The organism is Brevundimonas sp. GW460-12-10-14-LB2 (genome assembly GCF_001636925.1).
GTDB lineage: Bacteria > Pseudomonadota > Alphaproteobacteria > Caulobacterales > Caulobacteraceae > Brevundimonas > Brevundimonas vesicularis.
Map to the genome: position 1 here is coordinate 1,740,235 of NZ_CP015511.1, position 17,820 is coordinate 1,758,054.

General features: G+C 65.5%; 23 protein-coding genes. 10 read left to right on the forward strand and 13 right to left on the reverse strand.

The genetic code is table 11. The annotated features are described in order from the left end of the window. The first annotated feature begins 102 nt into the window (after nucleotides 1–102). Nucleotides 103–2,436, forward strand: coding sequence for a TonB-dependent receptor (locus A4249_RS08655; protein WP_066551994.1), 2,334 nt, complete (start codon nucleotides 103–105; stop codon nucleotides 2,434–2,436). 164 nt (nucleotides 2,437–2,600) lie between these two features. Continuing rightward, on the forward strand, nucleotides 2,601–3,293 hold the full coding sequence (locus A4249_RS08660; protein ID WP_066554951.1) for a response regulator: 693 nt from the start codon (nucleotides 2,601–2,603) through the stop codon (nucleotides 3,291–3,293). A 6-nt stretch (nucleotides 3,294–3,299) separates the two neighbouring features. On the opposite strand, the gene A4249_RS08665 is transcribed toward A4249_RS08660, so the two are convergent. The 3 genes from A4249_RS08665 to A4249_RS08675 all read right to left on the reverse strand — a co-directional run bounded on the left by A4249_RS08665 (nucleotide 3,300) and on the right by A4249_RS08675 (nucleotide 4,951). Next, nucleotides 3,300–3,650 (reverse strand): VOC family protein, encoded by a 351-nt coding sequence (locus A4249_RS08665; protein WP_066551998.1) that lies wholly within the window; start codon nucleotides 3,648–3,650, stop codon nucleotides 3,300–3,302. Nucleotides 3,651–3,711: 61 nt separating this feature from the next. Further along, on the reverse strand, nucleotides 3,712–4,413 hold the full coding sequence (locus A4249_RS08670; RefSeq protein WP_066552000.1) for a helix-turn-helix transcriptional regulator: 702 nt from the start codon (nucleotides 4,411–4,413) through the stop codon (nucleotides 3,712–3,714). A gap of 49 nt (nucleotides 4,414–4,462) precedes the next feature. Continuing rightward, a complete protein-coding gene (locus tag A4249_RS08675; RefSeq protein ID WP_066552002.1) occupies nucleotides 4,463–4,951 on the reverse strand; it encodes a winged helix-turn-helix transcriptional regulator in 489 nt (162 codons plus the stop codon). Nucleotides 4,952–5,131: 180 nt separating this feature from the next. Between A4249_RS08675 and A4249_RS08680 the strand changes: the two genes are divergently transcribed. Beyond that, a complete protein-coding gene (locus tag A4249_RS08680; protein WP_066552004.1) occupies nucleotides 5,132–5,980 on the forward strand; it encodes a thioesterase family protein in 849 nt (282 codons plus the stop codon). Between the two features lie 55 nt (nucleotides 5,981–6,035). Further along, the gene (locus tag A4249_RS08685) at nucleotides 6,036–6,314 is read left to right on the forward strand and encodes a hypothetical protein (RefSeq protein WP_017504585.1); all 279 of its coding nucleotides are present in this window, start codon (nucleotides 6,036–6,038) and stop codon (nucleotides 6,312–6,314) included. A gap of 1 nt (nucleotide 6,315) precedes the next feature. Here the strand turns inward: A4249_RS08685 and A4249_RS08690 are convergent, their stop codons facing one another. From A4249_RS08690 to queC, 3 genes are read right to left on the reverse strand one after another with little or no spacing between them, the layout of a single operon-like run. Next, nucleotides 6,316–6,684, reverse strand: a complete 369-nt coding sequence (locus A4249_RS08690; RefSeq protein WP_066552005.1) for a 6-pyruvoyl trahydropterin synthase family protein — start codon at nucleotides 6,682–6,684, stop codon at nucleotides 6,316–6,318. After that, complete coding sequence (gene queE, locus A4249_RS08695) at nucleotides 6,684–7,319, reverse strand: 7-carboxy-7-deazaguanine synthase (protein WP_066554954.1); 636 nt, start codon at nucleotides 7,317–7,319, stop codon at nucleotides 6,684–6,686. The genes A4249_RS08690 and queE overlap by 1 nt, the downstream gene beginning before the upstream one ends. After that, a complete protein-coding gene (gene queC, locus A4249_RS08700) occupies nucleotides 7,316–8,047 on the reverse strand; it encodes a 7-cyano-7-deazaguanine synthase QueC (RefSeq protein ID WP_066552007.1) in 732 nt (243 codons plus the stop codon). The genes queE and queC overlap by 4 nt, the downstream gene beginning before the upstream one ends. 192 nt (nucleotides 8,048–8,239) lie before the next feature. Here queC and A4249_RS08705 point away from each other — a divergent pair, with 192 nt between their 5' ends. Then, the gene (locus A4249_RS08705) at nucleotides 8,240–9,862 is read left to right on the forward strand and encodes a response regulator (protein ID WP_066552008.1); all 1,623 of its coding nucleotides are present in this window, start codon (nucleotides 8,240–8,242) and stop codon (nucleotides 9,860–9,862) included. 3 nt (nucleotides 9,863–9,865) lie between these two features. Here the strand turns inward: A4249_RS08705 and A4249_RS08710 are convergent, their stop codons facing one another. After that, nucleotides 9,866–10,897, reverse strand: a complete 1,032-nt coding sequence (locus tag A4249_RS08710) for a ligase-associated DNA damage response exonuclease (RefSeq protein WP_066552009.1) — start codon at nucleotides 10,895–10,897, stop codon at nucleotides 9,866–9,868. Between the two features lie 46 nt (nucleotides 10,898–10,943). On the opposite strand from A4249_RS08710, the gene A4249_RS08715 reads away from it, so the two are divergent. The 5 genes from A4249_RS08715 to A4249_RS08735 all read left to right on the forward strand — a co-directional run bounded on the left by A4249_RS08715 (nucleotide 10,944) and on the right by A4249_RS08735 (nucleotide 13,564). Then, nucleotides 10,944–11,444 (forward strand): PaaI family thioesterase, encoded by a 501-nt coding sequence (locus tag A4249_RS08715; protein WP_231868676.1) that lies wholly within the window; start codon nucleotides 10,944–10,946, stop codon nucleotides 11,442–11,444. Next, nucleotides 11,441–11,836, forward strand: coding sequence for a PaaI family thioesterase (locus A4249_RS08720; protein ID WP_055754741.1), 396 nt, complete (start codon nucleotides 11,441–11,443; stop codon nucleotides 11,834–11,836). The genes A4249_RS08715 and A4249_RS08720 overlap by 4 nt, the downstream gene beginning before the upstream one ends. 176 nt (nucleotides 11,837–12,012) lie before the next feature. Next, nucleotides 12,013–12,354: a hypothetical protein gene (locus tag A4249_RS08725; protein WP_066552012.1), complete on the forward strand. Its 342-nt coding sequence runs from the start codon at nucleotides 12,013–12,015 to the stop codon at nucleotides 12,352–12,354. A 91-nt stretch (nucleotides 12,355–12,445) separates the two neighbouring features. After that, a complete protein-coding gene (locus A4249_RS08730) occupies nucleotides 12,446–12,886 on the forward strand; it encodes a hypothetical protein (protein ID WP_066552014.1) in 441 nt (146 codons plus the stop codon). A gap of 42 nt (nucleotides 12,887–12,928) precedes the next feature. Next, nucleotides 12,929–13,564, forward strand: a complete 636-nt coding sequence (locus A4249_RS08735) for a S24 family peptidase (protein ID WP_017504575.1) — start codon at nucleotides 12,929–12,931, stop codon at nucleotides 13,562–13,564. 61 nt (nucleotides 13,565–13,625) lie between these two features. Here A4249_RS08735 and A4249_RS08740 read toward each other — a convergent pair whose 3' ends face one another. The 6 genes from A4249_RS08740 to A4249_RS08765 all read right to left on the reverse strand — a co-directional run bounded on the left by A4249_RS08740 (nucleotide 13,626) and on the right by A4249_RS08765 (nucleotide 17,724). Then, nucleotides 13,626–14,099: an SH3 domain-containing protein gene (locus tag A4249_RS08740; protein WP_039246408.1), complete on the reverse strand. Its 474-nt coding sequence runs from the start codon at nucleotides 14,097–14,099 to the stop codon at nucleotides 13,626–13,628. Between the two features lie 77 nt (nucleotides 14,100–14,176). Beyond that, nucleotides 14,177–14,566: a hypothetical protein gene (locus A4249_RS08745; RefSeq protein ID WP_066552019.1), complete on the reverse strand. Its 390-nt coding sequence runs from the start codon at nucleotides 14,564–14,566 to the stop codon at nucleotides 14,177–14,179. Between the two features lie 60 nt (nucleotides 14,567–14,626). After that, nucleotides 14,627–16,309 carry a lysine--tRNA ligase gene (locus A4249_RS08750; RefSeq protein ID WP_066552021.1) on the reverse strand — a complete coding sequence of 561 codons (1,683 nt, stop codon included), beginning with the start codon at nucleotides 16,307–16,309 and terminating at the stop codon, nucleotides 14,627–14,629. Between the two features lie 41 nt (nucleotides 16,310–16,350). Continuing rightward, entirely contained in the window at nucleotides 16,351–16,695 is a 345-nt protein-coding gene (locus A4249_RS08755; RefSeq protein ID WP_066552022.1) for a RidA family protein, read from the reverse strand. A 61-nt stretch (nucleotides 16,696–16,756) separates the two neighbouring features. Beyond that, nucleotides 16,757–17,233, reverse strand: a complete 477-nt coding sequence (locus A4249_RS08760; protein ID WP_066552024.1) for a hypothetical protein — start codon at nucleotides 17,231–17,233, stop codon at nucleotides 16,757–16,759. Between the two features lie 41 nt (nucleotides 17,234–17,274). Beyond that, nucleotides 17,275–17,724, reverse strand: a complete 450-nt coding sequence (locus A4249_RS08765) for an Lrp/AsnC family transcriptional regulator (RefSeq protein ID WP_039246401.1) — start codon at nucleotides 17,722–17,724, stop codon at nucleotides 17,275–17,277. Nucleotides 17,725–17,820: the final 96 nt, after the last annotated feature.

The following is a 17,820-nucleotide window of genomic DNA, read 5'->3' on the forward strand; positions in this document are numbered from 1 at the left end:
ACGCGTCCTCGGACATCAAAGATGCACTAGGCTGTTGCACGGCTGTAAACTGCGCATCGCAATGACGGCGTAATCCCCGCCCCGACTAAGCAGGGGATAAAAATGCATCGTCAGACCAAACTGCGCCTTCAGCTGCTGCTGGGGACCGCCCTTCTCGCCGCGCCCGTTTCCTCCTTCGCCCAGACCGTTCCGGTCCAGACCGCGCCTACGGCCGCCAGCGCCGAGCCGGCCGGTCTTGACGACATCGTCGTGACCGCCACCAAGCGCGAAACCAACCTGCAAGACACGCCGATCTCGATCTCGGTCGTCAACGCCGAAGCCCTGGCCGATCGCCACGTGCAGAGCCTGATGGACCTGGCCGACGGCAGCGTCCCCAGCCTGCGCATCGCCACCTTCGAGGCCCGTCAGTCCGCCTTGACCATCGGCATCCGCGGCATCGTGCCGAACGACGCCAATCAGCCGGCCCGCGAGCAGGGCGTCGGCGTCTATGTCGACGGCGTTTATCTGGCCCGCCAGCATGGCCTAGCCGCCGCCCTGCTCGACATCGAGCGCGTCGAAGTCCTGAAGGGTCCGCAAGGCACCCTGTTCGGCCGCAACACCGAAGGCGGCGCCCTGTCGCTGGTGACCAAGAAGCCCACGGGCGTGTTCGGCATGCGCGCCATCGCCGGCGTGGGCAATCTCGAGTCCTACAACTCCGAACTGCACGTCGACTTCCCCGCCCTCGGCGACTTCGCCTTCAAGGTCGACGGCATCATTTCAGTCCAGGGCCCGGTGACCGAGAACATCCTGCCGGGCCAGACAGGCTTTGGCGAATATGACCGTCGCGGCCTTCGCTTCCAGACGCGTTGGACGCCCGCCGAAAACTTCACCGCCACCCTGGCGGCGGACATCAGCAAGGACAAGAACACCCCGTTCTACAGCCAGCTGCTGAACTTCAACCCGAACGGCCTGACCGTCGTGCCGTTCACCTCGGCTACGGTTCCGTCGGGCAGCATCCGCGCCCTGTCGCCCCTGGTTCAGGTCGAAGGCTCCAAGCGGATGACGCAGGCCGACATCGGCGTGCCTCAGCAGTTCAGCGTCGACGACACGCGCGGCATGGATCTGCATCTGTCGTATCGCCCGACCGACTCGCTGGAAATTCGCTCGATCACGGCCTACCGCGATCTGGACGTCGAACAGTACGACAACATCGCCGGCGCCCACCGTCCGCCGGTCGTCGGCCCGAACGGCCGCTTCAGCCGCTACTCGCTGGCCGGCTTCTGGCAGCATCAGTTCAGCCAGGAACTGCAGGCCGTCGGTTCGCTGGGCGACAGCATCGACTACGTCGGCGGCGTCTTCTACTTCAAGGAAACGGTGTCCGACGACGCCGCCACGCCCTCGACGAACCAGTGGAACGCCGACGGCACGGGCTACACCATTCTGGACCCCACCCCGACGATCCGCGGCTTCCGCTCGCTGGACCGCAAGTCCACCGCACACTCGGAATCCAAGGCCATCTACGGACAAGCCACCTGGACCCCGGCCAGCATGGACGCCCTGCACCTGACGGTCGGCGGCCGCTACACCTGGGACGACAAGGACGGCAAGCTGGAGGTCGTCAACAACGCCCCCACCAACCTGACCTTCAGCTCCAAGGTCGATCGCTTCGACCCGCTGGTCACCCTGGCCTATGACGTCAGCAACAACATCAACGTCTATGGCAAGTATTCGACCGGCTACCGCGCCGGCGGCGCCTCCTCGCGCTCGCTGACCTACCGCTCGTTCGATCCCGAAGAGGTCAAGGCCTACGAAATCGGCCTGAAGAGCGACCTGTTCGACCGCCGCGTCCGCTTCAATGCGGCCGTCTACGCCATGGACCGCACCGACAGCCAGATCGACTTCAGCCTGGTAACCGTCCAGGGCGCCTCGACCCGCAACACGCTGGAAACGATCAACGCCCCGGGCACCACGAAAATCCGCGGCGTCGAGCTGGAAGGGCAGTTCCGGGCGACCGACAACCTGACTCTGTCGGCTTCCTACGCCTATACGGACGCTAAGGTGCCGGACACGGTGAACCCGTTCAACGGCCAGGTGCAGCAGGTCTTCATCGCCTATACGCCTGAGAACGCCGGCAGCGTCGCCGCCGACTGGAACTCGCCCTTCATGGGCGCGACCCTGAAGGCGCACATCGACGCCAACTACGCCGATGCCGCCCACAGCTTCGAGCAGTTCGCAATCAAGGCCGACTCGTCCTTCGTCGTGAACGCCCGCGTCGCCATCGCCGACATCACGACCCGCGACGGCGGTCCGCTGCTGGAAGTGGCCCTGTGGTCGCGCAACCTGCTGGACGAGACCTACGTCTACCGTCGCGACCCGTCGAACCGGAACACCTTGGGCGACTACGGCAACTTCAACAACCCGCGCACCTTCGGCATCGAGCTGCGCGCCTCCTACTAAGCGTTCCTCCCGAACGACCGACTGGCCCCCTTCCGCCTTGGCGGGAGGGGGTTTTTCTTCGTCTGCGTGAAGGCTTTGCGACGGCGATATGAAACTTCACCGCAGCCGTCCGGTTTTGCTGGACGACGCGACGATCTGGCGCGATGGCGGCTTTCGGAGACGCCATGAGCAGCCTGATCCTGATCGCCGATGACGCCGCCGAGGGCGTCGAAATCATGGACGCCGCCCTGCGTCGGGACGGCTTTCGCACCGTCGTCGCCGCCGACGGCCAGCAGGCGGCCGACCTGCATGCGTCGCTCAAACCCGATCTCGCCCTGCTCAGCGTCCGCCTGCCCGTGCGTGACGGCTGGGATGTGCTGGGCGAACTGCGGCGGCGCGGCGAGACGCCCGTCATCATGATCGGCGACCGGGACGAAGCCACAGACAAGCTGCAGGCGCTGCGGATCGGGGCGGACGACTATATCGCCAAGCCGTTCAAACCGGCCGAGGTCACGGCCTCGATCCAGACCATCCTGCGACGCAGCAGCGGCGGCGGCCGGACCGCCAAGACGCTGCACGTCGGTCCGCTGGAGGTGCAGTTGGAAAATTATCTGGCGGCGATCCTGACGCCGTCAGGCAAGTGCCGTCTGGACCTGACCCTGACGGAGTTCCGCATTCTGGCCCACATGGCCCGCACGCCCCTGCGCGTCTTCAGCCGCAGCGAGATCATGCAGGCCTGCTTCCCCAATCAGGCGGTTCTGGAACGCACGATCGACAGCCACGTCAGCCACCTGCGCCGCAAGCTGGACGCCGCAGACGCGGCCGGTCTGCTGACCAATGTGCGCGGGGTCGGATACCGGCTCGAAGCCGAGGTCTGATCGCGCCTAGGCCGCGACGGCGTAGACCCTCAGCCGATGGCCGTCCGGGTCGCCCGCCACGAAGCTGCGGCCCGGTGCGGCGTCCGTCGGCGGCGTCAGAATTCGCGCCCCGCGATCCCACCAGTCGATATGCGCCTGATCCACCGCTTCGGCGCCCTCCAGCGGAAAGTCGACCTCGCACACCTCGCGCCGATCGTCGGCACGCCGCAGCAGCCCCAGCGCCCGGCCCGACGTCAGTTTGAACAAGGCACGATCCGGTCCCGCCATCAGCGGCCGACAACCCAGCAGATTGGCATAGAAGCGTGCGCTGACCTCCGGATCCGCAACGGCCAGAAGAATGTCCTCAATATCGCTCATCAGCCCGGCCCCTTGTGTTTCCAACACGTCGAACCCTAGCCTTCGCTGCTGCCAGTTTCCGTCAGCAGCTGTCGCCTGACCGCGATCTTTCATGCGCCTCGCGCCAGGTCTTCATCAGCGCCTGACGGCGCGTCGGATAGCGCGCCTCCATCACCTCGGCCTCGACGATGCGGTCGGTGCGGAAACTGCGGAAATCACCGCGCAGTTCGCACCAGGCGATCAGCAATCTCACCCGGTCGAAGAAGGCCAGGGCGAACGGCCAGACGACGCGCTCGGACGCCGACCCCGCCTCGTCGCGGTAACATAGCTTCAGCCGTCGCTCGGTACGGATCGCCTTCCTGAGCAAGGCCGGGTCGACCTGATCCGCCGGGAACGGCTCGCCCGGCACGACCAGCAAGGCCGATGTGTCCATCTCGTCGCGCAGGTCGGGCGGCAGCACCGCCGAAATCCGTCCCAGCGCCGCCAGCGCCGCATCGCGCATGCGCGGATCGGCGCGATCCGCCACCCAGCGTGACCCCAGCACCAGGGCCTCGATCTCTTCCGGCGTGAACATCAGTGGCGGCAGCATGAAGCCCGGCTTCAGAACATAGCCGACCCCCGCCTCCCCCTCGATCGTCGCCCCTTGCGCCTGCAGGCTGGCGATGTCGCGGTAAAGCGTCCGCAGACTGACGCCCATCTCCTCGGCCAACACCTGCCCACTCACCGGCCGACGATGCCGCCTCAGCACATTCAGCAGATCAAGAAGGCGTTCGGAGCGTGACACCCCGCGACCCTAGCAGCCTTGCTGCCAGAAAGCGTCAGCAGGAACTGGCCTAAGCCACTTCCTTCGGCATCACGTCGCCGACCGTCGGCCGGTTCTCGGCGCGGGTCAGGACCATGTCTCTGGGTTTGACGATCTCGCCGCAGCAGCCGCAGGCGATGCGCGGGCTCAGGGAGTGACCGCAGGTCTTGTGGATCATGTCGATGCCGCTGTCGGCGTCGCCATAGACGTGCTTGTTGCCCCAACCGTGCAGGGTGACCAGAACGCCGTACAAATCCTTGCCCTTGGCGGTCAGGACATATTCGTTGCGCGGCGGGCGTTCGGAATACAGGCGCGGCTCCAGCACGCCGTGCTGGACCAGACTTTTGAGGCGGGCGGCCAGGACGTTGCGCGCCACGCCCAGATTGTCTTGCCACTGTTCGAACCGGCTGACGCCGTTGAAGGCGTCGCGAATGACTAACAGGGTCCAGGGATCGCCGATTACCTCAAGCGTGGCGGCGATGGAGCAGCTTTGGCGGCTGTAGTCGGCGGTGCGTCCCATAGGCGCGAAAGTGACGCCGCGTCAGGCATTTGGCAAGGGTTGCAAATCCGAACGCTCCAAGTCAGTCTTGTTTCGCAACGGACGTGCGAGCCTCCCGGTTCGCCGCCTTGTTCCTTGGACTTCGGCGGGAGATCTTCATCAGGTCTTCCGCCGCTTGTTCGCCTGACGCAGGATTGCGCAATGACGCCGCCCATTTCCCTCGACGCCGCCCTTACCTTCCAGATCCTCGACGACGGCGGTCTGTCCGCGCCCGTGCCGGGTCATTTCTCGAACGGCCCATCGAGCATGGCGTCGGAGAAGGGCTTTCCGTTCGGCGGGCTGCTGGCGGCCCTGTGCGCTCAGTCGATGCGACAGGGACTGGCGCTGACCGCGCCCCTTCGGACCCTGTCGGTCCAATATCTGTCAGCGGCAAGGTTCGGCGAACAGGTCGCCTTTCGCCCTCGCCTGCTGCGCGGCGGCCGCAACGTCCTGTATGCCGCGGTCGAGGCCGAGCAGGACGGGCGAATGACCCACCACGCCACCGGCACCTATGGGCTGGACGCCGCGCCGGCACCGCTGACGCCGTTGCACGCGCCGCCCCCGCCGCTGGACAGGCTGGACCCGAAGGCCACCATACGCGGGCCGATGTCGCCGCACTTCGCCCAGCACGTCGAATACCGCTTCGACGGCGGCCCCAACATCCTGGGCGGCAATGAGGGTAAACCGGTGATCGAGCGCACCTGGATGCGGATGGCGGACGGCCGGCCCTTGGATGAGGTCGGCCTGTGCTACCTGCTGGACGCGCTGTATCCGCCCGCCTGGACCGCGTCCAAAACGCCAGCCGCCATGACCACCGTCGATCTGCGCATCGACATCCTGACCGATCAAACGCCCCAGACCGCGCCGGACGGCTGGGCCTTCTTCGAGTTCAGGATGCTGGACCTCGGCCTGGGCTGGACGGTGGACGAGGCGATCGCCTGGGGCGCTGATGGAACGCCGCTGGCCCTGTCGCGCCAACGCCGCAAGCTGCTGCCGCAACGTCCCGCCTGAAGTCAGCCCTCATTCATCATTATCGACGACTATTCCAAATCTCTGGAGTGTCGCCATGCGTCGTCGAAATCGCCTCGTTTCCGTATCCCAAGTCGTCGTCGTGCTGGGCGGTTGTCTGATGCTGCAGGGCTGCCTTGTCGGCGCCGTCGTCGGCGGGACCGCTGCGGTCGTCGGCGGGACGGCGAAAGCCACTGGCGCGGTCGTCGGCGCCGGCTTCGACGCCGTCACCACCTCGGACGAGGAAACCAAACTGCGTCGCGAGCGTGAACAGCGCGACTATGAACGCGAACAACGCCGCTGCGAACAGCGCCAGCGTCAGGGCAAACGCTGCTAAGTCAGAGACTTAGAACGCACCGCTCGTTGATCGTCGGCCGCGCCACCTGAATCCGGCAAAGGCCCGGCCATTCGGGTTTCAGAGTCTTGGCGAACCACAGGCACAGGTTTTCCAGACTGGGCAGCTCCAGTCCCTCGTGCTCGTTCAGCATGCCGTGATCAAGCGTCTCGGCCGCCGCCTTCAGCGCCCGGTCCAGCGCGCCCAAGTCCGCGACCCAGCCGTGTTCGACATCCAGCACCTCGGACCGCACCGTCGCTTCGACCGTGAAGGAATGGCCGTGGACGCGGCGATAGATGCTGCCCTCGGGCTCGTTCGGGAAGTGGTGGGCGGCGTCGAAGGTCGCCTGTTTGGTGATTTCGAAGACGGACATTAGCGGACGCCGATGTATTTGTGGGTCTGGACGCTCAGGCGCCACTGCGGGTGGGTCAGGCAGTATTCGATGGCGGCGGCGGTGTTTTGCACTTGGTCCGGACCGTCCATCGGCTGAAGCCAGAACCGCTCGAAATCCAGATGCTCGAACCGATCCGGCATGGCCTTGGGCTGGGGGAAGACCAGCTTCAACTCGGCCCCGCGCGCCTGCACCACATCCGCATCAGCCTTTGGACTGATGCAGATCCAGTCGACGCCGTCTGGCGCTGCAATCGTTCCGTTCGACTCGATGGCGATCTCGAAACCGCGCGCATGCAGCGCGTTGATCAGCGGCGCATCCAACTGCAGCAAGGGCTCTCCGCCGGTGCAGACCACCAGTTTCGGATCGCCTTCACGCCCGCGCCACATCGCCGCGACGTGATTGGCCAGCAGGTCCGGCGTGGCGAACTTGCCGCCCCCATCGCCGTCGACGCCCACAAAGTCGGTGTCGCAGAAGGTGCAGACGGCGCTGGCCCGATCCTGCTCGCGACCGCTCCACAGATTGCAACCGGCGAACCGCAGGAAGACCGCCGGCCGCCCCGCCTGTCCGCCCTCGCCCTGAACCGTCAAGAACACTTCCTTGGCCGAATAGGTCATCGCCCCGACGCCCATTCGTCATAACCGGCCGCGCGCAGTTCGCAGGCCGGGCAAGACCCGCAGCCATAGCCCCAGGCGTGTCGATGCGTCCGGTCGCCCTGATAGCAGGTGTGGCTATCCTCGATGATCAGCTCGATCAGCTTGTCGCCGCCGATCCTGTCCGCAAGTTCCCAAGTCTGGGCCTTGGTCAACCACATCAGGGGCGTGTCGATGACGACTGGCTTATCCAGCCCCAGCGACAGCGCCTGCGCCATCGCCTCCATCGTCTCGTGGCGGCAATCCGGATACCCCGAATAATCCGTCTCGCACATGCCGCCGACCAGGACTTCCAGTGCTCGCCGATCCGCCAGCGCCGCGGCTGCGACCAGAAAGATCAGATTGCGGCCGGGCACGAATGTGGTCGGCAGGCCGCGCGCGTCCATTTCGATCTTGCGGTCGGCGGTCAGGGCGCTCTCGGCGATCCTGCCGTATCCGGTCAGGTCCACCACATGGTCGTCGCTAAGGCGATCGGCCCATTGCGGCAGGGCCGTCTTCATTCCGTCGCGCACCGCCTGACGCGCCTGCATCTCCACCAGATGGCGCTGCCCATAGTCGAAGCCGACCGTCTCCACCCGCTCGAACCGCTCCAGCGCCCAGGCCAGGCAGGTCGCGCTGTCCTGCCCGCCGGAAAACAGAACCAGGGCCGTCTTGCTAGCGGTGAGGGAGGTCTTTTCCAGGATGACGCTCATGACGAGTCTGCGGTCGGCCGTTTGGCCGCGCGCATGCACAAAGAGATGGAGACCCAGATGGGTCGGGCGGGCCTCATACACCAGACCCCGCCCGTGAGCAAAGAAGGCGTATTTGCGTCTTGGATGACGCCGCTTAACTAATCCGCAAGCGATTTGGGCTTTTACTCACAATGAGTAGGAGTTCCAGGCAGTATGCCGACCATCGAGACCCTTTCCGAGCGTCCAAAGCCGGTTGCGCCGACGACTCTCGGCTGCGAGGTTCTGGCGCGTTTTGAATGCGAGCCGGATACGCTGGTCATTCCCGTGGTCGATGGCGACCGTCCCGTCGGCCTGGTCGAACGCACCGCCTTCCTTCAGAAAATCGCCGCCCGCTTCGGCCACGCCCTTTATGATCTTCGCCCCATCACCTTCGCCATGGACCCCGAGCCGGCCGTGGTCGAGGCCGGCGTCCGCATCGACGCCTTTTGCGACATCATGCTGAAGGGCGGTCCGGCCGCCCTGCTGCGCGGCTTCATCGTCACCAAGAACGGCGCCTATTGGGGCGTGGGCACCGCCGCCACCCTTTTGCAGGCCGTCAACACGCGTCAGCGCGAGCAGAACGCCGAACTGGCGGAACAGGCCGCGATCCTCAGCGACACCCGCGCCCAGGCCATCGCCGCCGCTCGCGCCAAGAGCCAGTTCCTGGCCATCATGAGCCACGAACTGCGCACGCCCATGAACGGCGTCCTGGCCGTCGCCGAACTGCTTCGTCGCCAGCCGTTGAATACGGCGGCTCAGGCGCACGTCCAGACCATCGTGGACTCGTCCGAGACCCTGCTGCGCATCCTCCAGGACGCCGTCGACCTGTCCAAGGCCGAGGCCGGCGAACTGGAGCTGAAGACCGAGCCGACCGCTCTGCGCGCCGTTATGGACGACATCCAGTCGATGTGGGAGCCGCGCGCCTCTCAGGACGGCGTGACCCTGCTCGTCGGCTATGAAGGCGACACCGAACTGGCGGCCGTTATCGACGGGGTGCGTTTGAAGCAGGTGTTCAACAACCTGATCGGTAATGCGCTGAAGTTCGCCCGCAACGGCGTTGTCGAAGCGGGCCTTAAGGCTTGGGTCGAAGGCGACCGCATTCGGATGGAAGCCCGCATTCGCGACGATGGCCCCGGCGTCGAGCCGGATCGCGTCGATTCCATCTTCGAACCGTTCGTCCACGGATCCGGCCCCGACGGCGCCGGCCTGGGCCTGTCGATCTGTCGTCAGGTCATCGACCGGATGGACGGCCGGATCTGGGCCGAGAACAACAAGGGACGCGGCGCCACCTTCGCCTTCGACCTGACCGCGCCCCGCGCTGTGGTCGAGGCGGAAGCGCAATCGAACGTGTCGGATCTGTCGGGCCTCGACCTGAAATCCGCGCCGCACATCCTGATCGTCGACGACAACGCTACCAACCGCGTCGTCGCCCAAGCGCTGTGCGAGATGTTCGGCTGCAGTTCCGAACTGGCCGAAGACGGCCTCGAGGCGCTTCAGGCCGTTCAGGAAAGCCGCTACGACCTGGTCCTGATGGACATCAAGATGCCGCGGATGGACGGGGTTCAGGCGACACAAGCTATTCGCGCCCTGCCCGGCGCCGTCGGCCGCGTGCCGATCGTGGCCCTGACTGCGAATGCGGACCCCGAAGACGCCAAACACTATCTCTCGATCGGCATGGCCGCCGTGGTTGAAAAGCCGATCAAGCCCGAACGCCTGCGGATGGCGATGAACGCCGCCATCTCCGCCGCTCACGAAGACGCACAAGACCAGGACCAGTCCGGTCGCGCCGTCGCCTGATCGTCAGTCCGGACGAACGTCCAGCGCCTCTTCGTCCTCTTCGTCGTAGCCGACCAGACGCAGGGCTCTCGCTTTTTGCCCGTTGATCTCGGCCCAGCGCAGCAAACCCTCCTCGCGGCCGTGAGTGATCCAGATCTCCTCCGGCTTGATCTCGGTGAAGGTCGCGGTCAGTTCGTTCCAGTCGGCATGATCCGACACGACCAACGGCAGTTCCACGCCGCGCTGCCGCGCCCGCGCCTTCACCCCCATCCAGCCTGAAGCAAAGGCCGTGACCGGATCGGCGAACCGACGCGCCCATCGATCCTGGATGGCGGATGGCGGTGCGATGGCGACCTCGCCGCCCAGCGCATTCTTCGGCAGATCACGGGTCGGGGCCAGCGGGCCCAGATCGACCCCTTCCCTCTCGTACAAGGCGTTCAGCCGCTCCAGCGCCCCGTGGACATAGATGGTGCGGTCCCATCCAGCCTCGCGCAGCAGACGGATGATCCGCTGCGCCTTGCCCAGCGCATAGGCGCCGACCAGATGCGCCCGCTCGGGAAACTGCCCCAGCGACCGCACCAGCCGCCCCACCTCTTCTTCTGCCGGCGGATGGCTGAAGACCGGCAGGCCGAACGTCGCCTCCGAAATGAAGACGTGACACGGCACAGGCTCGAACGGCGCACAAGTCGGATCGCGGCGGCGCTTATAGTCGCCGGACACGACCATGATCAGCCCCTTCCAGCGCACCTCGACCTGGGCAGAACCCAGCACATGGCCGGCGGGCGCCAATCTGAGATCGACCCCATTGATCGCGGTCGCCTCGCCGTATTCCACCGATTGGGGCTGCAGCGTGAAATCCGCGCCATAGCGCTCAGCCATGATCGCCAGGGTCTGGCGCGTCGCGAGAACCGCCCCATGACCGGCGCGCGCATGGTCGGCGTGGCCATGCGTGATGACGGCGCGATCCACCGGCCGAACCGGGTCGATGTAGAAATCTCCCGGCGGACAGTAGAGGCCGGCGGGCGTGGGATGCAGCAGGTCTTCGGGGCGGATCATCTTGCGGTAACGCTCTCGACGCCGTCGGGTCGCCGCCCCATAGAGGATGACCCCGAAAATCGGCGCAACAGGTTCAGCCCGCACGATGCATGAGAGTTTCCTGACCACCATCCTGCCGCAACTGGCCGCCGGCGCCGCCCACACCGGCGCCCTGGGCTTCAGCTTTGACGGCCTGCACGATGGCGAGCCCCGTATTCGCGTGCCGTGGCGCGAGGACTTGGTCGGCGATCCCGATAGCGGCGTCTTCGCGGGCGGGCTGGTGACGACCTTGCTGGATCATATCGGCGGCCTGGCCGTGTGGACCGCGATGGACGCCTTCCAGCCCATCGCCACCCTGGATCTGCGCGTCGACTACATGCGCGCCGCAAGACCGCGTCAGGACCTGCTGGCCCAGGGCCTGTGCTACCGGCTGACGCCCAGCATCGCCTTCGTGCGCGCCTGGGCCTTCGAGGACGATCCCGCCGATCCGGTCGCCGCAGCGCAAGCCGCCTATATCCTCAACCAGACCCGCGAGCGGGCGCCCCATGCAAAAGGAGCGGCGGCATGACCGACATCCTGAACGGCATGCCCTACGCCCGCTTTCTTGGCCTTCAGACCCTGGTCAGCGGCGACGAAGTCACCGTCATCATGCCCTTCGACGACAAGCTGATCGGCAATCCGATGCTGCCCGCCCTGCATGGCGGATCGACGGCCGCCCTTCTGGAAATGACGGCGATGGCTCAGGTTGCGCTCAGCTTTCCTGGTCCGCGACTGCCCCGCCCGATCAATGTCACGGTCGCCTATCTGCGCACCGGCAGACCGATCGACGTCTTCGCGCGTGCTCGCATCAGCCGGGCGGGTCGTCGCGTCGCCCATGTGCACGCGGAGGCCTGGCAGGAAGAACGTCAACAGCCTATTGCGTCCCTTACCGCACACTTCCTGCTGGACAACCAGGACTGATCACTGCGCCCTAGCGCGCTGATTCGCGCCGATTTCTTGCTCTCATTGGGTTTTAACGCCGTGCTTACGGCGGCGCTTCAACGCGCGATTGCCGATATGGTAAAGATTGCTCTACCAAACAGGGTTAAGACGTGATAACCATACGGTTCTTGTAAACCTGTCTTTGAGGGGCTTTCATGGACCGCACTGAAGTCGTCACCAGCGTTGCTGGCGATCTGCATGCCACCGAACTCGCGATCGACGCCGCGATCACCCAGGCGACCACGCTGGTTCAATCCTTCATCGGCGCTCGCGCCGCTCTGTCGCTGTCGCCGGTCTCCGGCACGATGTCGCAAGCAAAGGCCATGGAAACGATCGCCGCCCTCTCGGCCGCGCGTGAGTCCATCGTGGCCTGCCACGCCGAACTGCAAAAAGATCACCGCCGCCTCGGCTTCGGCACCTACGCCGCCGGCCCGGTCGCCAAGCCTGACGATTGGTGGGAAGACAAGCCCGTCAAAGGCCATCTTCGGGTCGCGTGAATTCTTGGTAAGCTTCACTGAACGAGATTTCAGTCGAAGCTAAATTCGGTCATTATCGCCCTCGCGCATTCTCGCGCGGGGGCGATCTGTCATGTTGAATATCGTCTACGCGATTATTGGCGCCGTCTTCATGGTCGGCATGGCGCTATTCGCCTTTCTCAAAGGCGGCCGTTCCGAGCGGATAGGTGCGGGCGCCTATCTGTTTGCTTGGTTTGCGACCATTGTGATGCAAGAAGGCAGCGGCTTCAGAGGCGTTCCATTGGGATTGTTTCTGATCGACATTTCGCTGCTCTGCATTTTCGCGGCGATCGCCTGGCGGCACCGGCAGTCTTGGCCGGTTTGGGCTAGCGGCCTACAACTCATTGTCGTGATGGCTCATATCATGGCGCTTACTGGCCAGGCAGTGTCTGCATCGTCACTTTATACGATCATGAATTTCACAGGTTACCTTATCATCGTGTGCATCATCATAGGCACGTTCTACGCTTGGCAGGAGCGTCGAGCGGCTGAGCTGATAGGTAGAAATTCCTAGCATCTGATCGTATGCTGGCGGCGAATCGGTCGCTGGAATCTCATGCCGCTATCCCACGCCAAGCTCTGGAAGGCCGTCGACGCCTTGGCGCGGCGTGAGGGTCTGACACCGTCGGGCTTGGCGCGACGGGCCGGTCTGGATGCGACGAGTTTCAATCCGTCAAAACGCTTTGGGCCCGGCGATCCGCCGCGTCCGCGCTGGCCCTCGACGGAGAGCATGACGCTGGTGCTTCAGGCGACGGGCCTGTCGCTGTCGGAATTTGCGGTGCTGGCTGAGGACGCACCGGAGGCGCCGACCAGCGTGCCCTTGCTGGGTCTGGCCAAGGCGGGTCAGGACGGGTTCTTCGACGACGCTGGCCTGCCGGTCGGCGAAGGCTGGGATCAGACCGACCTGCCGCGCGCCAAGGACACCCTGTTCAGCCTTCAGATCACTGGCGATTCGATGTCGCCCCTCTATCGCGAAGGCGACCGCGTCATCGTCGATCAGGAAGCGACGCAGGTGCGGCGGGGCGACCGCGTTGTCGCTCGCCTGACCAGCGGAGAAACCGTGGCCAAGGAGGTCACCAGCCTGACCAGCCGCGCCGTCACCCTGGCCTCGATCAATCCCGACTATCCGCCAAGGGTTGTGCCCCGACGTGAGATCGAATGGATGGCCCGCATCCTTTGGGTCAGCCAGTAACGCGCAGCAAAAACCCCGCCCGGCGAACCGGACGAGGCTTTCGAACAATGGCGAACTGCAATCAGTTGGCCGTGACGTAGTGGGCGTTCACCCAACCACCGCCTGCGATCTGCACCCATTCACCTTGCGAACCGATGGCGGTGAAGGGCTGACCGGCCGACAGCGTTCCGGCTTGGCGATAGTTGGTGCCGGGGCCGCTGCGGATGCGCAGGTTCGACGAAGCGCGATACTGGGCGCCGCTAGAGGCCGAAGCAGCACGGGCGCGCTGCTGGTTGCAGCCGATATAGGAACCGGCGGCGGCGCCGGCGCCCGCGCCGACGATGGTGCCGGCCGTACGTTCGTTGCGGGCGAGGTTCGAGCCCACGACGCCGCCCACCACGGCGCCGATCAGAGCGCCCGCCCGCTGGCGACCGCCAGGCGCGTCACAGTTGGTCACGCCGTTGGCCTGGGCCTGGGCGGACATCGGGGCGGCGGTCACCATGGCGGCCAGGGCGGCAGCGGTGGCCAGACCGGTCTTGAAAATCTTGTTCGACATAACTCTTCTCCTGTCAGCGCGTTTGCCGATGACGGGAGAATGCACGGACGAACCTGAAGGCTCCCGGAGCTTCGCCGTTATTTTCCGTTCATCTTGGCTATGCGCGCAGACTGGCGGCGGGCGACAAATCGTCTGGCGATATCGATGTCGCGTTCGATGAAGTGTTTCCGGCGCACGAACTGGAAGTCCAGCACGCGCGCCCACAGATGAAGCATGCGGTCGTGGGTCACAAAAACCGTCACCGCCTCGACCGGCGGCGGCGGCCCCCAGGCCTCAGCCAGCTTCGCCAGATGCTGGACCGTGGCATCGTCGGTCATGGGTTCGCATTCGACGATCCAGTCCCAGCTGCAGAGCTCAGGCCTATGCGTGATCAGATCGACCGTCGCTTTCAGGACGCGGTCAGCCGATCCGGCCGAGACCAGGTCGAGCATCAGGACCCTGTTCGCCTCGTCGATCTCGTAACGCAACGTCGCCTCCCCCGGCTACGTCCCTTCAGGAGGGCATCACGCAACAACCCTGACGCAAGGTCAAGGTTGCGCCAGCTCTCCGTTTGCGCCCGCTTCGATCAGGGCGATCGTCTGCGGCAGACCGTAGATGGCTGCGAACGAACCGAAGCGCGGCCCCTGGCTGGCGCCCAGCAGCACCTCGTAGAGCGCGCCGAACCATGCCCGCAGCGGCTCGAATTCATGCGCCTTGCCGACCGCATAGACCTCGTTCTGGATCAGTTCGCCATCGGTGGTGTCGACCGGCAGCGCCTTCAGCCGTTCGGCCAGGTCCAGCAGCGCCGCCTTCTCCTTGTCGTCCGGCAGGCGATAGGACTTCGAGGGCTTCACGAAGTCCTCGTAGTAGTTCAGCGCGTGGTCCATCAGCCGATCCAGCAGGGGCTCGTTCTGCGGGGTGGCGTCAGGCAGGTATTTGGCGAAATAGGCCCACAGCTGGTCCTTGGTCGAGGCGTTGGCCACGCCGACCAGGTTCAGCAGCAGGGCGAAGGACACCGGCGACGTGTGAGTCGGCGGATCGCCCGCATGGATCGACCAGACGGCGTTGTCGATCCGCTTGGCCGGCTCTTGGGTCTTGTAGCTTTCGATGAAGGCCAGATAGTCGTCGATGGCGCGCGGAATGACGTTGAAGTGCAGGCTCTTGGCCGACTTCGGCGACTGGAACATGTACCACGACAGGCTCTCGGGCGTGCCATAGCGCAGCCACTCGTCCATCGTCAGGCCGTTGCCCTTGGACTTGGAGATTTTCTTGCCCTCGATGTCGAGGAAGAGCTCGTAGTTGAAACCCTCAGGCGGTGTGCCGCCCAACGCGCGGCAGACCTTGGAGCTTTCGCGCACGCTCTCGATCAGGTCCTTGCCCGACATCTCGTAGTCGATGTCCAGCGCGACCCAGCGCATGGCCCAGTCGGGCTTCCATTGCAGCTTCACATGACCGCCCGTGACCGGCACCTCGGTGCGGTTGCCCGGTTCGCCGGCGGGGTCTTCGAAGGTGATCGTGCCCTTCTCGACGTTGCGCGCCAGGGTCGGGACCTGAAGCACATGGCCGGTGATCGGGCTGATAGGCAGGAAGGGCGAATAGGTGGCGCGCCGCTCCTCGCCCAGGGTCGGCAGCATGATGGCCTGGACCGCGTCGAACCGTTCCAGAAGCGTCAGCAGCGTCGCGTCGAACCGGCCCGACTTGTAGGTCTCGGTCGATGACATGAATTCATAGTCGAAGCCGAAGCTGTCGAGGAAGGCGCGCAGGCGGGCATTGTTGTGCGCGCCGAAGCTGTCGTGGGTGCCGAAGGGATCGCGCACCCGCGTCAGGGACAGATGCAGGTCCTCGCGCAGCATCTCCGGGTTCGGGACGCCCTCCGGCACCTTGCGCAGGCCGTCCATGTCGTCGGAGAAGGCGATCAGGCGCGTGGGCCAGTGGTCGCCCGTCAGGGCGCGAAAGGCGTTGCGCACCATGGTGGTGCGGGCGACCTCGCCGAAGGTGCCCATGTGCGGCAGGCCCGACGGGCCATAGCCGGTCTCCAGGATCACCGGGCGCTGCAAGGCGGGAAAGGCCGCCAGGGCTTCATCCGCCTTGCCGGCGTCGATCAGGGCGCGCGCTTCGGCTCGCTCGGTCTCGCCCAGCCGTTTCTTCAGAACATGCGCCAGCAGGTTGCGGGCTTGTTCGAAGGGCCAGGACTTGGCCTCGCGGGCGAGGGTTTCGAGGTTCTGAAGCATGGCGGCGGTTTGCAGTCTGCATCCCGCCCGGTCAACCGCGATCAGGCTTTGGCGGCGATTACGATGATCTCGACCTTGTAGTCGGGGGAAGCCAGCCGGCTTTCGCCCGTGGCGCGGGCCGGCGGGTTGGCGGTGTCGACCCAGGCGTCCCAGACGCCGTTCATCGCCTCGAAGTCGGCGATATCCGCCAGCCATATCTGGGCCATCAGAATCTTGGACTTGTCGCTGCCGGCTTCGGCCAGCAGGGCCTCGATCTCCGCCAGCGCCGTTCGGGTCTGCGTCGCCACGTCGTCGCCGGGTTCGCCGACCTGGCCCGACAGATAGATGGCGTCGCCGTGGACGACGGCCTCGCTCATGCGGGCGCCGGGCTGGATGCGGGTGATCATGGGCTAAGGGTCCTTCGAAACGTCCCTCACCTATCGCCGCCGGGGCCCGGCTGTCGAGCGGCTAGCGGCGGTTGAACCGCGAGACGGTCAGGCCGACGACCAATGCGCCGGCGCCGACGATCAAGGCGTCCTCGATCAGGCCGCTCTTGGTCTGGCCGATGCGGGCCATGGCCTTCTTGCGCCCCGAAAGGGTCAGATAGGCCAGCGGCACGGCCGTGCCGACCGCCAGGCCTGCGCCCAGCTTCTCCTTGCCACGCGGGGCCAGGGCGGCGCCGGCGATGCCCGCACTCATGACCCGCGCCAATAGGCCGAGGAAGACGGTGCGATCGGGCGCGGTCTTCATCTTGTCGCCCAGCAGTTCGCCGACGCCCATGGCCAGGGCGCCGAACTTGAACAGCGGCCGGTTCAGCAGGAAGACGCGGCCGGGCAAGGGCTTGTGCGCCAGTTCGGCGGCGGCGAGGGCCGCCATCGGGGTCATGGAACGGGCGCTGGCGACAGCGCCGATGAGGGCGGACGGGAGGAGGTCGAGGGCTTTCATGCCGCCACAACACCCGACTGGGCCGGAAGGTTCAGCCCGTTTCAGCCGCGCGCCGCCAGGACATTGCGGATCGCCAGGCTGGAGTGGATGCGCGACACGCCCGGCAGACGCGACAGGACGTCCTTGTGGATCACCTCATAGGCGGCGATGTCTGGCGCGACGGCGCGGACGATGTAGTCGGCCTCGCCCGCCATCAGATAGCAGTCGCGGATTTCCGGGTGGTTGCGGACGGCCGCCTCGAACCGGCGCATGTGGTCGTCGGTCTGCTTCTCCAAGGTGATCTCGACATAGGCGACGACGCCGTCGTCGCTGTCGTTGGCCAGGACGGCGGCATAGCCCCGGATCACCCCGCGCTCTTCCAACCGCCGCACGCGCCGCAGGCAGGCGGAAGGCGACAGACCGACGGCGGAAGCCAGGTCCGCATTGCTGATGCGCCCATCTGCGCGGAGCCGTTGAAGGAGACGCTGGTCGAGGGGATCAAGCAGGGACACAAGTTTCCGCCATTCAGCCGCAGATTATTGCGTCAGACTTCTATCAGCGACCGATCCTTGCGCAAACAGGCAGGATCGTCGATCCATGCGGCGCTA

What these genes read in the sequence shown, in the direction of transcription:
- queC (WP_066552007.1), bottom strand. Translation starts at nt 8,047, where the DNA reads ATGAGCGTCATCCTGGAAAAGACCTCCCTCACCGCTAGCAAGACGGCC.
- A4249_RS08690 (WP_066552005.1), bottom strand. Translation starts at nt 6,684, where the DNA reads ATGTCCGTCTTCGAAATCACCAAACAGGCGACCTTCGACGCCGCCCAC.
- A4249_RS08730 (WP_066552014.1), top strand. Translation starts at nt 12,446, where the DNA reads ATGTTGAATATCGTCTACGCGATTATTGGCGCCGTCTTCATGGTCGGC.
- A4249_RS08705 (WP_066552008.1), top strand. Translation starts at nt 8,240, where the DNA reads ATGCCGACCATCGAGACCCTTTCCGAGCGTCCAAAGCCGGTTGCGCCG.
- A4249_RS08710 (WP_066552009.1), bottom strand. Translation starts at nt 10,897, where the DNA reads ATGATCCGCCCCGAAGACCTGCTGCATCCCACGCCCGCCGGCCTCTAC.
- A4249_RS08715 (WP_231868676.1), top strand. Translation starts at nt 10,944, where the DNA reads ATGACCCCGAAAATCGGCGCAACAGGTTCAGCCCGCACGATGCATGAG.
- A4249_RS08750 (WP_066552021.1), bottom strand. Translation starts at nt 16,309, where the DNA reads ATGCTTCAGAACCTCGAAACCCTCGCCCGCGAGGCCAAGTCCTGGCCC.
- A4249_RS08685 (WP_017504585.1), top strand. Translation starts at nt 6,036, where the DNA reads ATGCGTCGTCGAAATCGCCTCGTTTCCGTATCCCAAGTCGTCGTCGTG.
- A4249_RS08735 (WP_017504575.1), top strand. Translation starts at nt 12,929, where the DNA reads ATGCCGCTATCCCACGCCAAGCTCTGGAAGGCCGTCGACGCCTTGGCG.
- A4249_RS08720 (WP_055754741.1), top strand. Translation starts at nt 11,441, where the DNA reads ATGACCGACATCCTGAACGGCATGCCCTACGCCCGCTTTCTTGGCCTT.
- A4249_RS08755 (WP_066552022.1), bottom strand. Translation starts at nt 16,695, where the DNA reads ATGATCACCCGCATCCAGCCCGGCGCCCGCATGAGCGAGGCCGTCGTC.
- A4249_RS08660 (WP_066554951.1), top strand. Translation starts at nt 2,601, where the DNA reads ATGAGCAGCCTGATCCTGATCGCCGATGACGCCGCCGAGGGCGTCGAA.
- A4249_RS08760 (WP_066552024.1), bottom strand. Translation starts at nt 17,233, where the DNA reads ATGAAAGCCCTCGACCTCCTCCCGTCCGCCCTCATCGGCGCTGTCGCC.
- A4249_RS08655 (WP_066551994.1), top strand. Translation starts at nt 103, where the DNA reads ATGCATCGTCAGACCAAACTGCGCCTTCAGCTGCTGCTGGGGACCGCC.
- A4249_RS08680 (WP_066552004.1), top strand. Translation starts at nt 5,132, where the DNA reads ATGACGCCGCCCATTTCCCTCGACGCCGCCCTTACCTTCCAGATCCTC.
- A4249_RS08665 (WP_066551998.1), bottom strand. Translation starts at nt 3,650, where the DNA reads ATGAGCGATATTGAGGACATTCTTCTGGCCGTTGCGGATCCGGAGGTC.
- A4249_RS08725 (WP_066552012.1), top strand. Translation starts at nt 12,013, where the DNA reads ATGGACCGCACTGAAGTCGTCACCAGCGTTGCTGGCGATCTGCATGCC.
- A4249_RS08740 (WP_039246408.1), bottom strand. Translation starts at nt 14,099, where the DNA reads ATGTCGAACAAGATTTTCAAGACCGGTCTGGCCACCGCTGCCGCCCTG.
- A4249_RS08675 (WP_066552002.1), bottom strand. Translation starts at nt 4,951, where the DNA reads ATGGGACGCACCGCCGACTACAGCCGCCAAAGCTGCTCCATCGCCGCC.
- queE (WP_066554954.1), bottom strand. Translation starts at nt 7,319, where the DNA reads ATGACCTATTCGGCCAAGGAAGTGTTCTTGACGGTTCAGGGCGAGGGC.